The following is a 12,298-nucleotide window of genomic DNA, read 5'->3' on the forward strand; positions in this document are numbered from 1 at the left end:
GGGGGTGAGGGTGTGAGGGTGTGAGGGTGTGAGGGTGTGAGGGTGTGAGGGTGTGAGGGTGTGAGGGTGTGAGGGTGTGAGGGTGTGAGGGTGTGAGGGTGTGAGGGTGTGAGGATGTGCGGCGGATGGATACGGAGGAGCAGGCGGCGGATCCAACCCGCCGCTCATGGATGCTGGATATGAAGAAGAACCGCCCCGGCAGCAGGTGCCGGGGCGGTTCTTGTAAAGCTCAGGAAGCGTGCGTCAGTCCGCGGCGACGGTCTCGACCACGATCTCGACCGGCTCGAACGGAATCACCGAGACGTTCTTGCGCTTCTTGTCCTTGCGGCCAAACTGCACGCTGCCGTCCACCAGGGCGAACAGGGTGTCGTCGCTGCCGATGCCCACGTTGGCGCCCGGATGGAACCTGGTGCCGCGCTGGCGGATGATGATGTTGCCGGCGAGCACCCGCTCGCCACCGAAGCGCTTGACCCCCAGCCGCTGCGCGTTCGAGTCGCGCCCGTTGCGGGTCGAGCCGCCGCCCTTCTTGTGTGCCATGGCTGCTCTCCTTTAGCCGAGGTTGATCTCGCCGACGCGAACCTCAGTGAACTTCTGACGGTGTCCCTGCTTGCGGCGATAGTTCTTGCGGCGCTTGTGCTTGAAGATGATGATCTTCTCGCCCTTGCCGTGACGCACGACCTCGGCCGTCACCGACGCACCGGCCACTCCGGGCGCGCCGATCTTGACCGTGTCGCCGTCGGCCCCAAGGAGCACGTCCTCGAAGCGAAGCGTCTCGCCGGCCGGCATGTCGACGGACGGAATGCGAAGCGTCTTGCCCGGCTCAGCCCGGAACTGCTTGCCGCCGGTGCGGATGATGGCGTACATGTCGTCTGAACTCCGTTACACGGACGGGGGATTCCCCGCAATTACAACACAAGACGGGTAATTTCGCCAAAATACCCGGCGCTGTCAAGCGGTGCGCGTCAAAAGACGGCGTGCGGCCGGCTGGGGGCGCCCGACACCGGGATCGCCCGCGGGCTCCCGGCGACATCCGGGTTCAGCCAGCGCAGCTCCGTGGCCCCACCCGCGAGGAACGCCAGGTACACGATGCGCCCGTTGGGCGTCCAGGTGGCGTAGGACTCCGTCTGCGGCTCCGAGGTAAGGCGCGTAACCTGGCCGTCGGACAGGCGCAGCATGTACAGGTCACCGGAGCCCGTCACGTTGCTGGTGTACACCAGGCGGGTGCCGTCGGGGCTCCACGCCGGGTCCACCTCGGCGGTGGGGCCGCCCCGCAGCAGCGCGGGGGTACCGCCCAGCGCCATGTCGTACACGTCCCCCGAGCCCCCGTCGGTCCCCACCAGCGCCAGCCGCCCGCCAAACGGCCACCACGTGGGCGCCGCCTCGGGCTCCGCCTCCGAGCCGAAGCTCGTGGGCGTGGCGCGGGCGGCGCCGGTGCCGTCGGCGTTGGCCGTCCACACCTTGGCCACGCCCACCGCGGCGTCGCTGGTGTACGCCAGGCGCGTCCCGTCCCACGACAGGGCGGGATCGCCTTCGCTGGCCCCGGAGGTGGCGGTAAGCCGCGTTTCCGCCCCGCCGGCCAGCGGCACGGAGTACAGGTCCGACCGGCCGTTGCGGAAGGAGACGAACACCACCTTTCCCTTGGCCGCCGTGGGGTTGCGGTCGTCGCCGGCGTGGGTGGTGAGCCGCACCGGGTCGCTGCCGTCCAGCGCCACCCGCCACACGTCGCGGTTCCCCGCCGCGGCCACGTCGTACACCACCAGCGGCATCAGGTCGGCCTGCACCAGGACGGAGAACTGAAAGCTCTCCACCGTGGGCGACACCGTGAACTCCCAGCGCAACGGCTGGCTCACGGCGTTGCGGCGCAGCAGCTCCGGCCAGTGGTAGTACGTCTGCATGCCACCGGTGAACATCCCGTCGCCCGTGGGCCGGTGCACCGCCACCGTCCCCGTGGCCGAGACTGGGCCCCCGTGAAAGAACGCGTACACCCCCGTCACCTCCGTGGGGTCGGCCGCGCCCATGGGGTTCGGCAGCAGGTTCTGCACGGTCACGTCCATGGAGAACACGCCGGCCGCCGTGTCGTGGCGCAGGTTGGTGGCGGCAAAGTTCACGTTCACCCCCTGTCCGCCCAGAATGGTGGCGTTCGCGCCCCCCGTCGACGGTGCGGGGGCGGCGCAGCTGACGGCGGCGGAGCGGACCCGGACCTGGCAGCTCAGCGCGGCCAGCGTCTCCGCGGGCGGCTGGGGCCGCGGATCGACCATCGGCGCGGTGGCCGGCACGTCGGAACAGGCGGCCAGCAGCGACAGCGCGAAAAGCACCCCGGCGGGGCGGCGTGCGAACGGCTGAAATGCCACGGAAGAACCTCGGGAGCTGAACGGAGGAGAACGGGGCCGCGGGACCACCTCTTGAATCTACCGCATCGCGCCAGACGGCGGAAGTGCTTGTACCGTGCGGAGATGAAGCGGCAGGGTTCCCGATCCGTCGTGTGGATCGGAGGCCCCGCCAGACCCGTGTCAGGCAGCGGCTCGGATGGAAACATCCACCGTCATACCGGCGTGTGCCAGCATGTTCACCAGCGAATCGATCGAGAACTCGTTGATCCTGCCGCGCATCAACTCACTGATGCGCGGCTGCGAGACCCCGAACAGGTCCGCCGCCTTCTTCTGCTTCATCGCGCGCTCACGGATGATTCCCATGATCTCCCGCATCAGGTCGGCCCGGATCTTCAGGTTCTCCGCTTCACCGGGAGGGAAGCCGAGATCCAGGAAGATGTTGGCACCGGCGGGCGTTACGTGCTCAACAGCCATCGTTACCTCTTTCCCGTGCGAGACTCGCGATCCTTCACCATTTCCCTGTACCGCACCCTCGCCACGTCAAGGTTGTGCGGAGACGTCTGTTCGGTCTTCTTAGCGAACGCGTGGAGCACGTACACGGCGTCCTGATACTTTGCCACATAGACCACGCGGTGCTGCACCACGCCGCCGTCGAACGTGCGGACCCGGATTTCGCGCGCACCAGGACCGACGCTCTCCATCGGCTTCCAGTCGTCAGGCTCCCTGTCGTTCTGAACCTCACCGAGATCGAACCCCGCCTGGATGCGCGCCAGTAGCGGGAACGAAGTCAACTCTCGGTACGACGCACCCAGCCAGTGCAGCGGCTTCTCGTCAACAGACATTATACTCCATTCCGATATTCGGGTCAACGGAGAAGGAGCCCGTCCACCTTGGAACGCCTGTGGCGGGATCCGGGAGGGATAAAGCGAATCCGCCCGCGAGGGAGGTCCTCGCGGGCGGATTCGGTGGGGGATCATGCGTCGGCGCTCCCTCGCCTCAGGCGGTCACGTGGGGCCGGGGGGCAGCACCTGCGTCATTACGGCGGCGTAGTGGCACACGCTGCCGGCCAGCACGAACAGGTGCCACACGGCGTGCGCGTACGGCCGCCGGTTCAGGTAGAAGACGGTGCCCGCCGTGTAAGCCAATCCACCCGCCACGAGCCACGCCACCGTGGTCCCCGACAGCCGCTCCAGCATGGGGTTGATGGCGACGATGGCCATCCACCCCATCCCCACGTAGATGGCGGTGGAGATGCGGGGAAAGCGGCCCGTGAAGAACAGCTTGAAGATCACCCCCGCCACGGCCAGCCCCCACGCCACGCCAAACAGGCTCCACCCCCAGCCGCCGCGCAGCCCGATCAGCGTGAACGGTGTGTAGCTGCCGGCGATGAGCAGGTAGATGGCGCAGTGGTCAAACACCTTGAGCCGCGCCTTGACCTCTGGCCGCCTGGCCGCGTGGTACAGCGTGGACGCGGTGTACAGCAGCACCATGGTGGCGCTGAACACGGCGCTGCTCACGATCTCCATCGTACCGCCGTACACGGACGCGGCCACGATGAGCACGGCGGCGCCGGCCAGCGCGGCCACGGCGCCGGCCCCGTGTGTGAGCGCGTTCGCCAGCTCCCAGCGGGAGTCGTCGGACTGGTCCATCATCCTGCCTGTTTCGTGCGGTGAACGCTTGCGCCCGGAGCGCGTGCATCCAACGATAACGGGGTTCCATCCGGCGCGACAGGCCGCGCCAGCACTGAGCCGTACTCACAGTTTACACCTGGTGTGATGATCATCCTCCAGACCCAGCGCCTGCTTTTGCGCGAGTTGACGGACGCGGACCACGAGGCGCTGTTCGAGATGTACCAGGACTCGCGGATGAACCAGTTCATCGGCGGCCCTCCCCCGCCCCGCGAGGCGTACTGGGAGAAGGTGCGCGAAACCTGGCCGGCGTACTACGCGCGCCACGGCTTTGGCCTGTGGGCCACGGTGCGGCGCGACGACGGGCGGCTGATGGGGCGCTGCGGCCTGCTTTCCCAGGAGGTGGACGGCGAGCGGCACGTGGAAGTGGCGTATGCGCTGGCGCCGGAGTTCTGGGGCCACGGCTACGCCACGGAGGCGGCGCGCGCTAGCCGCGACCACGCGTTTCGCACGCTCGGCGCGCCGCACGTCATCTCCCTCATCCTTCCCGAGAACACCGGCTCCATCCGCGTGGCGGAGCGGAACGGGCTGGCGTTCTGGAAGATGGCGGACTTTCGCGGCTACCACCTGCACGTCTACCGGCTGGACCGCGCGGACTGGGAGAAGCGGGCGAAGGGGGATTGATCCCGTCCCCGCGTCCACGGCGTCCACCAACGATGGAACCCTGGAACAAAGGATCTCGACACCTGATGCGGGGTGGCATACTTTGACGCGCAGGTTTTCTCCCACCGATTTCGCCCGATCCCTCCCATGAGAATCCACTTTTGCCTTCGCCGCGCCGCCGTGATGGCCGCGCTGCTACCGCTGACGATGGCCGCGGGCTGCATGTCGGCCAACAAGCGCCTGGAGCAGGGGATGAAGCTCGAGGAGCGCGGCCGCCCCGCCGAGGCCGCGCGCCGCTACGTGGACGCCCTGCGCCGCGATCCCAGCCTGGCCGACGCCCGCACGCGGCTGGAAGAGAGCGGCCGCCTGGCCGTGGAGCAGTACCTGAGGGAGTCGGACGCCGCCTCCACCGCCGGCAACCACGCCGACGCGGCCGAATCGCTGCTGCGGCTGGACGACTTTCGCCGCGACGTGGCGGCGGTGCGCGTGGACCTGGCCGTGCCTGCCAACTACGTGCAGCACCGCCGGGCCGTGCTGGACGCGGCGATCGACGCCTCCATCGACCAGGGCGCGCAGCTAGCGGAGTCGGGCCGCTACGGCGACGCGCTGGGCAGGCTGGAGCGGGTGAGCCGCTGGCAGCCTTCCGCCGAGCAGCGGCGCGCGGTGGACGGGGCCCGGCTGGACACGTACTCGGGGTGGATGTCCAGCGAATCCGCCGCCGGGCGCCACCGCGGCGCGTACCAGGTGGCGGAGCGCGCCATCAACACGCTGGGCCGCCAGTTCCCCGGCATGGAGCGCCTGGTGGAGGCGCAGCAGTACGCGATCGACGAAGGGACGCTGCGGGTGGCCGTGCTCCCCATCGCCGCGTCGCGCGAGGCGGAGCGGACGCTCCCCGCGTCCTTTCTGCGCGACGTGGAGAACGAGCTGGAGTCCGGCGCCTGGGCACGCCCGCCGGCGTTCGTGGAGGTGATCGAGCCGTACCAGGTGCGCCGCGAAGCCCGGCGCTTTGACCTGGACGACCTTGGCTACACCTCCGAGGCCGCGCGTCTGGGCCGCCAGGTGGGCGCCGACCTGGTGGTGATGCTGGAGGTGGACAGCGTGGCCATCACGGAGCCCGACCCCGCGCGCGAGCGCCGCGCCGCGCGCACCCGCTCCGGCGCCGACACGGCGTACGTGGTGCGCTCCGGCCGCCGCGACGGGTGGACGCGGGTGCGCTACGCGGTGGTGTCGGTGGATGACCGGCGCATCGTGACGCGCGACTACGTGGCGCCCGAGGCCTCGCGCGACTTTCGCGAGGCGGAGTTCGCCGGCGACTGGCGCCAGCTGCTGCTGGACGACGACGCGCGCCGCCTGTTCGACCCCAGCCGCCGCGACGACGCCCGCGCCAACCTGATGCTGGACCTGTCGCGCCGCCTGGCCGAGCAGCTTTCGCGCGAGGTGTACGAACAGGTGCTGTCGCAGGTCAGGTAAAACGCGACGAGGCTGGATACGGCGAAGCCGCGGGCCCGTCCGGGCCCGCGGCTTCGTTTCGTGTGGGGGTGGATGCGGATCAGGACGCCGCCGCCAGCCGTCCCTCACCTGCCCGGGCCAGCTCGCGCTCGCGGATGCGGCCGCCGAGGTACGCGTACGGCATCACCGCCAGCAGGTTGTAGACGTTGAACCACGCCGGCGTGTCGTTCCACACCGCCAGCGTCATGGGGATGCTCATCGCCAGCGCCAGGGCACCCAGGATCAGCGCGTGAAGCAGCGGGCGCGACGGGGCCAGGCGGGCCGTGACGTAGCATCCCAGGACACCGTACAGCGCCACGTACGCGCAGATGCCGATGAGCGCGGCCGTGTTGGTGTTGGGCGTGCCCGGCGGGGGCACCATCTCTGGCGCGATGCGCGACAGGACGGTGTTGGTGCCCACGTTCAGCGCGCCGGTGAGCACGAATCCAACGACGATGGCAAGGATGCTGCGGCCCATGACGGGATCTCCGGGGGATGGATGCGGCGGGAGGTGCGGGAATGCGCGAACAGATGCGGCGCCGCCCCGCCGTCGTCAAGACTCTCGTGATGAACCGAGCTTCCGCGGAATCGGGGAGCGATCGGGGCCTCTGAGGATCTGCTCCGGTGATCGTCCGGTTGCGGACGCGCCGGTGCATGGGCCGCCGTACGCGGCAGGGCCGCCGAGTCCACGAAGGTGGACTTTGTGCAGTTGTAGCGGCGAATTGATTCGCTCCTGCAGGCGGACGGCACGCTACCGGTTCACAGTCTCAATGGCATCGCTCGCTCCTGCGGCGGGCGGCGCGTGATTGAGGGGATCTTGATGAACATCATCCGCCGGACACTGCCGCTGGACGAGTTCATCCCCGCCGTCCCCATCCACCCTCCCTATCCCCGCGTAACCCGCAGCCGGACGACGTAGCTCTCCACCTGGGGCGCGCCGGCGGCGGTGGGGACGGGCTGAAGATCCACCACCTGGATGATGTAGCCCTCGTGGCTCACGCGGCGGGGCCTTTCCGCCGTGTTGAGCTCCACCGAGCGGGTGGCCTCGCCGCGCTCCTGCAGGATGAGCCCCACCCGGCCGTTCCCGGCGCGCACGCACTGCGTCCCCGTGGGGCAGCGCGAATCCTCCAGCACTGTCCCGAAGCCGATGGCCAGGCGCTCCTCGTCAAAGGTGCGCGTCTGCCCCAGCGGGATCTCTACCTGCTGGTTGGCGTCCGTGCCGGGCACGGGGCCGGTGCGGTAGGTGTTCAGGCACCCCGCCGCCAGCGGCAGCGCCAGCAGCAGCGCGCAGGCGCGGCGGTGGATGGCGGTCACCCGCGGGCACACGTCGTCGGCTCGGTTCATCATCTCAGGCTCATGGAAGGTGATTCGCGTTCAGGCACGCGCGCGGCTCGACCGCAAAATCCCGTCCCGCCGCTACCGGGCGCCGTCCTTGTCATAGCTGAGTTGGGCCGAGGACAGCACCCCGTCCGCATCGAACTCGAACTCCAGCTCCCAGCCGCGCCGCTCGTACGCAAGGCCAAGGTACTGCGCGCCCTTGTCTTCCCACGCCTTGCCCAGGCGGGCACGGATCTCGTCCGGCGTGGTGGCTACCGTCACCAGCATCCCGGCCCCGCTGGCCGCGACCATCCGCAGCTGCGCGGGAACGAAGCCTTCGCACTCACCCGGCGCACTCATCATTCCCAGGGCGTCGACGGCCTGAAAGTGCAGATCGGCCCCGGACACTCGTTCCTCCCGGAGCAGGAAGGCGATTCCCATCTCCGGATACACGACGCGTTTGTGGGCGACCGGCCGCCGGTTGCCGGGGCGGCCCCAGTCGGCAAGGTCGGTCCAGGGTGCGTGGGGGCGAATGCGGCCGATGGCGCCGGTCTCCAGGTCCAGCGTCAGCGATCGCACCCTTGCCGGCGGCCAGTCGGACGTGGGATCAGGGGCGCGGAAAAGCTCGAGGACGCGATGGAGCATGGCGGGGTGGATGCGGGCGATGGGGGAGGGATGCGGACAATCTAGCCTGCCGCGGCGGGGACGCCACGGTGTCGAGCCACGGGCTTTCCCGTCTACCCCGTCCGCCGTAGCTTGCCGCGATGGCAACACCATCGAGCCCCGTCGCGATCCGGACCTCCATCATGACCCCGATCTTCCGCCAATTCGCCGCGCGCCCGCGGCGGCGCCTTGCCGCATCCGTCGCCGCCCTGCTGTTGCTCCCCCTTGGCGCCGCCGCGCAGACCGGCGCGGAGGAGCAGACGGCGCGCTACTTCGACGCCATCCGCGGCGACTCGGTGGCGCTGGGGATCTTTGTCCGCGAGATGCCCAAGGGCGGCGATCTGCACAGCCACCTGTCCGGCACCGTCTACGCCGAAAGCTACCTGCGCTGGGCGGCGGAAGACGGGCTGTGCGTGAACACGCGCCGGTTCGCCATCCTTTCGCAAAGCTGCACGCCCAACGACACGCTGCGCCTGGCATCGCAGATCCCCGACACGTCGGCGCTGTACGCGCAGATGGTGGACGCGATGTCGATGCGAAACTGGGACAGCACCCGGATAAGCGGACACGACCAGTTCTTCAACAGCTTCCGCCGCATGGGCTCCACGGACCGGCGGGTGGGCGACATGCTTGCCGAAGCCGCCACCCGCGCTGCAGTGGGCGGCGTTCGGTACCTGGAGCTGATGATGACGCCGGACGCGGGCGCGGCCCGCACCCTGGGCGGCCAAGCCGGGTGGACGGACGACTTTGCGCGGATGCGCGACACGCTGCTGGCGCTGGGACTGCCCGCCGTCGCGCGCACCGCGGCCGCGCGACTGGACGGCGTGGAGGCGCGCCGCGACACGCTGCTGGGATGCCTGCCCGGGCAGGTGCGCCAGGCCGGCTGCGACGTGGAGGTACGCTGGCTGTACCAGGTGGCGCGCGGCGGCGCACCGCAGCAGGTGTTCGCGCAGATCCTGCTGGGGTTCCTGATGGCGGACGCGGACCGCACCGTGGTGGGGCTGAACCTGGTGCAGCCGGAGGATGGTGAGATCTCCATGCGCGACTACTCGCTGCACATGCGGATGATCCGCTACCTGCGGGGCCTGTACCCGGACGTGCGCGTGACCCTGCACGCGGGCGAGCTGGCGCCCGGCCTGGTGCCGGACGAGGGGCTGCGCTTTCACATCCGCGAGGCCGTGCGCGTGGCCGGCGCCCGCCGCATTGGCCACGGGGCGGACGTGATGCACGAGGACAGCGCGCGGGAGCTGATGGAGCAGATGGCGCGTGAAGGGGTGATGGTAGAGATCGCGCTCACCAGCAACGACGTGATCCTGGGGATTCGCGGCGCCGCGCACCCGCTGCACGCGTACATGGCCGCCGGCGTTCCCGTGGCGCTGGCGACGGACGACGAGGGTGTGGCGCGGTCGGAGATGACGATGGAGTACCTCAAGGCGGTGCGCGACCAGAACCTGGGATATCCCGCGCTCAAGACCATGGCGCGCACGTCGCTTCAGCACGCGTTCATCCAGGGCGAGCCGCTGTGGCGCGACCTGAACACCCTTGCCCCCGCCCCGGCGTGCGCGCGCTCCGCGGGTGGATGGGACGGCCGCCGCTGCCGCGCGTTCCTGGCCCGCAGCCCCCGCGCCCGCCTGCAGCGCGACCTGGAGCGCCGCTTCGGCTGGTTCGAAACCCGCGCCGCGCAGATGCTGCTCGAGCGGAGGGCGACCGCCGGCGCGGTGTCGCGCTAAGGCTAAGGGTGTATAGCAAGCTCCCAGCAGCTCGACTTCCTGAGCGGAGGTGCCACTCCGAACCTGCTGCTACAAGGCACTTTGGCACCGACCGAAGGATCTCGCCGGCGGCACCCCGGGGCTGGACCCGTGCCGCGAGTCCAGCTCCGCGATGACCGAGACGAGATCCTTCGGTCGCGCGCAAACGGTTGAGTCGCCTCACGTTGCGGAGGCGCGCTCCCTCAGGAAATCAATTCTCTATCTGTAAGGTGAGATTCCAGAACGCCTGTCTGAGAAAATCACCTTCGGACACAGGATCAGCCGCCGGCGCTTTCCTGGTAGGCGCGCAGCATCTCTTCGCGGGAGAGCGGCTCGCCGACCGGGTGGCCCAGCAGCCACTCGTGCCCCCACGGGTCGCGCAGGCGGCACTGGCGCTCGCCGTGCGGCTGGTCGGCGGGGCCAAAGAGGATGACGGCGCCCGCGTCCACCGCGCGCCGGGCAAGCACGTCGACGTCGTCCACGTGCAGGTGCACGCGCGCGCCGGTGCCGCCGAACGCCAGGGGGCTCAGGAGGTTCATCTCCGGATGCTCGTCGGCCAGCATCACCGTCACGGGGCCAAACTCCAGCTCCGCATGGCCCACGGGGCCGCCGGGCTCCTGCAGGCGGAACACCTCCCGCGCGCCGAACACCCGCGTGTAGAAATCGATCGCATCTGCCCCGCCGCGTACGATGAGGTAGATGAAGACCTCGTGGATGGAGGGCACGCCAGGCTGCTCGCTCACCAGATTCTCTCCGCCGCTGGAATCAAGATCCCCAGGCACATAGGGCTGAACCAACGCCCGCCGCAAGTGTTCTGCTGCGCCGTGCCACGCGCGTGAGCCCGACCAAGACCCGTAATCCTCAGCGTTTCACACGCGGCGGGCGCTACACACCCTGCCGCATGCGCGCGGTGGTCGCGTCGGCGGCGGGGAGGGCGAGCTTGCGGTTGAACTCCAACTCCTCGGCCAGCCTCTCCACGGACACGCGCAGCTCGACCAGGCGGTCTACCTCGCCCTCCAGGCGGCTCATCCACTGCTCCAGCGCCGTCCGCGAAGTCAATGTCTGTGCGTGAGGGGGCCGCAAAGCCGCGGCGCCCCTCGTCAGCCATCTGCTGCCCGCCGTGCGTGATTACGGCCGACGCCGCCGCGCGTCAACGACGGGCTTGCCGGTCAGTCGGCTTGGCAGGGCCGGATCTGCGAATCGCCGCAGGTAAAGGTGAAGCAGTACGGCGGGATCGTGGAGCCGTCGGCGCCGAGAACCGTGCCTCGCGGCGGCTGCGGGTCGGCGGTCTGGAAGCTGTCCACGTCCAGCGCCTCGATGTCGAGCGTCAGCTTCTTCATCGTCCCCTCCTGGAAGGGAGCAGAGGAGCGCCGCGATGCGCGGCGCTCCTCGTCACGTGGGAACACGCGGGTGGGCCTCAGCGGGCCCGCCGGGCGTTCAGTACAGCTCGCAGGCGACGCGCACCGAGTCGCCACACGTGTGGGTGACGCAGTTCTCCGGACTCGTCATCAACGCGTCCGCCCCCACAACCGTCCCCCGCGGGCTCTGACCCTGCTCGGTGGTCTCGAACTGCTCCACCTTCAGCGCGTCCAGGTTCAGCGTCAGCTTCTTCATCATCCCCTCCCAGGTTCCGGGTTTCCCATCTTGCCGCCGCCTCCCCAGGCGGCGATCTGTGCCCGTAAACCTTTGCAGAATGCGTACCTACACAACCTAGACCAGATGGATAAACGCGAGACAAATCGAAAAAAGCAACAGCTCTCTACCAGGGCGGCGCCGGATGTTCCCAAAGCACCATGCGGAGCAACTTACCTTCTTGGCGTCCCAGCGCTCGTAAGTATCTGAATTTTATAGACTTCCTCGCGCCGAAGCTCAGAGTACCTAACGAGTCATTTGATTGCGAACGAGTATTCCAGCTGTCCCGCCTCGCTCGCGCAAACATAAGGTAATAAGCAAGTTATGTTGGCGAGCCAGAAGGATGTGATGTTGGCCCGATCGGATTGCTGCATCCCTTCGGTGGACGGTATCCAGGATCGGTTGACCGATTACACGTGGGCTGATTAGAGTTGTGGGCCACGCTCTTCGCCGTGCCCTCCCCACCACACACCATCCCCTTCCATGCTGCTCAGAACGCTTTACCTCAGCGCGGTGGCCCTGCTGGTCGCCGCCGCAGCCTGCGACCGTGTGCCGACGGATCCATCGGGCAACGTGGCCGCCAGCACCTCCGGACCAAGCTTCACCACGCTTGCTCCGTACCCGTGGGAGCCCTACACCCCCCCGCCGGGCACCCAGTATACCATCTGCAGCAACGAACCCGTGTTATCCTCGGTTATTCACGTAGCTCCAGGTATGCCGTCGCGGAGCTTTGCGGCTACGCGCGGCGAGGTGCACAGCTGGTCGATGGCTCTCGCGGGCACGTGGCCCCTTTCCCCACAGGTATCCGGGAGGAATCGTGGCGTCTCGC

The 12,298-nt window shown here is 68.9% G+C and carries 16 protein-coding genes; 3 read left to right on the top strand and 13 right to left on the bottom strand.

All coding sequences use genetic code 11. The annotated features are described in order from the left end of the window. Positions 1–243: 243 nt before the first annotated feature. From rpmA to trhA, 6 genes are all read right to left on the bottom strand, one after another. The gene (gene rpmA, locus ACOJUJ_RS08530) at positions 244–537 is read right to left on the bottom strand and encodes a 50S ribosomal protein L27 (protein ID WP_420126439.1); all 294 of its coding nucleotides are present in this window, start codon (positions 535–537) and stop codon (positions 244–246) included. Between the two features lie 12 nt (positions 538–549). After that, positions 550–864, bottom strand: coding sequence for a 50S ribosomal protein L21 (gene rplU / locus ACOJUJ_RS08535; RefSeq protein ID WP_420126440.1), 315 nt, complete (start codon positions 862–864; stop codon positions 550–552). A 98-nt stretch (positions 865–962) separates the two neighbouring features. Then, entirely contained in the window at positions 963–2,351 is a 1,389-nt protein-coding gene (locus tag ACOJUJ_RS08540; RefSeq protein ID WP_420126441.1) for a TolB family protein, read from the bottom strand. A gap of 159 nt (positions 2,352–2,510) precedes the next feature. Further along, positions 2,511–2,804, bottom strand: a complete 294-nt coding sequence (locus ACOJUJ_RS08545; protein WP_420126442.1) for a helix-turn-helix domain-containing protein — start codon at positions 2,802–2,804, stop codon at positions 2,511–2,513. A 2-nt stretch (positions 2,805–2,806) separates the two neighbouring features. Beyond that, positions 2,807–3,172, bottom strand: coding sequence for a type II toxin-antitoxin system RelE/ParE family toxin (locus tag ACOJUJ_RS08550; RefSeq protein ID WP_420126443.1), 366 nt, complete (start codon positions 3,170–3,172; stop codon positions 2,807–2,809). Positions 3,173–3,334: 162 nt separating this feature from the next. Next, positions 3,335–3,982, bottom strand: a complete 648-nt coding sequence (gene trhA / locus ACOJUJ_RS08555; RefSeq protein ID WP_420126444.1) for a PAQR family membrane homeostasis protein TrhA — start codon at positions 3,980–3,982, stop codon at positions 3,335–3,337. A 123-nt stretch (positions 3,983–4,105) separates the two neighbouring features. Between trhA and ACOJUJ_RS08560 the strand changes: the two genes are divergently transcribed. Both ACOJUJ_RS08560 and ACOJUJ_RS08565 read left to right on the top strand, forming a co-directional pair. Continuing rightward, the gene (locus ACOJUJ_RS08560) at positions 4,106–4,642 is read left to right on the top strand and encodes a GNAT family N-acetyltransferase (RefSeq protein ID WP_420126445.1); all 537 of its coding nucleotides are present in this window, start codon (positions 4,106–4,108) and stop codon (positions 4,640–4,642) included. A gap of 126 nt (positions 4,643–4,768) precedes the next feature. Then, on the top strand, positions 4,769–6,091 hold the full coding sequence (locus ACOJUJ_RS08565) for a hypothetical protein (RefSeq protein ID WP_420126446.1): 1,323 nt from the start codon (positions 4,769–4,771) through the stop codon (positions 6,089–6,091). 79 nt (positions 6,092–6,170) lie between these two features. On the opposite strand, the gene ACOJUJ_RS08570 is transcribed toward ACOJUJ_RS08565, so the two are convergent. The 3 genes from ACOJUJ_RS08570 to ACOJUJ_RS08580 form a co-directional block, all read right to left on the bottom strand. After that, positions 6,171–6,587, bottom strand: coding sequence for a hypothetical protein (locus tag ACOJUJ_RS08570; RefSeq protein ID WP_420126447.1), 417 nt, complete (start codon positions 6,585–6,587; stop codon positions 6,171–6,173). A gap of 407 nt (positions 6,588–6,994) precedes the next feature. After that, positions 6,995–7,456, bottom strand: a complete 462-nt coding sequence (locus ACOJUJ_RS08575; RefSeq protein WP_420126448.1) for a hypothetical protein — start codon at positions 7,454–7,456, stop codon at positions 6,995–6,997. 69 nt (positions 7,457–7,525) lie between these two features. Beyond that, the gene (locus ACOJUJ_RS08580) at positions 7,526–8,005 is read right to left on the bottom strand and encodes a hypothetical protein (RefSeq protein WP_420126449.1); all 480 of its coding nucleotides are present in this window, start codon (positions 8,003–8,005) and stop codon (positions 7,526–7,528) included. A 227-nt stretch (positions 8,006–8,232) separates the two neighbouring features. Between ACOJUJ_RS08580 and ACOJUJ_RS08585 the strand changes: the two genes are divergently transcribed. Then, positions 8,233–9,819, top strand: coding sequence for an adenosine deaminase family protein (locus ACOJUJ_RS08585; RefSeq protein WP_420126450.1), 1,587 nt, complete (start codon positions 8,233–8,235; stop codon positions 9,817–9,819). Positions 9,820–10,115: 296 nt separating this feature from the next. On the opposite strand, the gene ACOJUJ_RS08590 is transcribed toward ACOJUJ_RS08585, so the two are convergent. The 4 genes from ACOJUJ_RS08590 to ACOJUJ_RS08605 form a co-directional block, all read right to left on the bottom strand. Continuing rightward, entirely contained in the window at positions 10,116–10,580 is a 465-nt protein-coding gene (locus tag ACOJUJ_RS08590) for a VOC family protein (RefSeq protein WP_420126451.1), read from the bottom strand. A gap of 142 nt (positions 10,581–10,722) precedes the next feature. Then, entirely contained in the window at positions 10,723–10,896 is a 174-nt protein-coding gene (locus ACOJUJ_RS08595) for a hypothetical protein (RefSeq protein WP_420126452.1), read from the bottom strand. 110 nt (positions 10,897–11,006) lie between these two features. Then, positions 11,007–11,177, bottom strand: a complete 171-nt coding sequence (locus ACOJUJ_RS08600; protein WP_420126453.1) for a hypothetical protein — start codon at positions 11,175–11,177, stop codon at positions 11,007–11,009. Between the two features lie 97 nt (positions 11,178–11,274). Then, complete coding sequence (locus ACOJUJ_RS08605) at positions 11,275–11,451, bottom strand: hypothetical protein (protein ID WP_420126454.1); 177 nt, start codon at positions 11,449–11,451, stop codon at positions 11,275–11,277. Positions 11,452–12,298 lie beyond the last annotated feature (847 nt).

It is taken from the genome of Longimicrobium sp. (genome assembly GCF_048594345.1).
In the GTDB taxonomy this organism is placed as follows: domain Bacteria; phylum Gemmatimonadota; class Gemmatimonadetes; order Longimicrobiales; family Longimicrobiaceae; genus Longimicrobium.

Coding starts and splice junctions, on each gene's coding strand:
- ACOJUJ_RS08560 (WP_420126445.1), top strand. CDS start 4,106: ATGATCATCCTCCAGACCCAGCGCCTGCTTTTGCGCGAGTTGACGGAC.
- rpmA (WP_420126439.1), bottom strand. CDS start 537: ATGGCACACAAGAAGGGCGGCGGCTCGACCCGCAACGGGCGCGACTCG.
- ACOJUJ_RS08600 (WP_420126453.1), bottom strand. CDS start 11,177: ATGAAGAAGCTGACGCTCGACATCGAGGCGCTGGACGTGGACAGCTTC.
- ACOJUJ_RS08550 (WP_420126443.1), bottom strand. CDS start 3,172: ATGTCTGTTGACGAGAAGCCGCTGCACTGGCTGGGTGCGTCGTACCGA.
- trhA (WP_420126444.1), bottom strand. CDS start 3,982: ATGATGGACCAGTCCGACGACTCCCGCTGGGAGCTGGCGAACGCGCTC.
- ACOJUJ_RS08545 (WP_420126442.1), bottom strand. CDS start 2,804: ATGGCTGTTGAGCACGTAACGCCCGCCGGTGCCAACATCTTCCTGGAT.
- ACOJUJ_RS08605 (WP_420126454.1), bottom strand. CDS start 11,451: ATGAAGAAGCTGACGCTGAACCTGGACGCGCTGAAGGTGGAGCAGTTC.
- ACOJUJ_RS08570 (WP_420126447.1), bottom strand. CDS start 6,587: ATGGGCCGCAGCATCCTTGCCATCGTCGTTGGATTCGTGCTCACCGGC.
- ACOJUJ_RS08585 (WP_420126450.1), top strand. CDS start 8,233: ATGACCCCGATCTTCCGCCAATTCGCCGCGCGCCCGCGGCGGCGCCTT.
- ACOJUJ_RS08565 (WP_420126446.1), top strand. CDS start 4,769: ATGAGAATCCACTTTTGCCTTCGCCGCGCCGCCGTGATGGCCGCGCTG.
- rplU (WP_420126440.1), bottom strand. CDS start 864: ATGTACGCCATCATCCGCACCGGCGGCAAGCAGTTCCGGGCTGAGCCG.
- ACOJUJ_RS08575 (WP_420126448.1), bottom strand. CDS start 7,456: ATGATGAACCGAGCCGACGACGTGTGCCCGCGGGTGACCGCCATCCAC.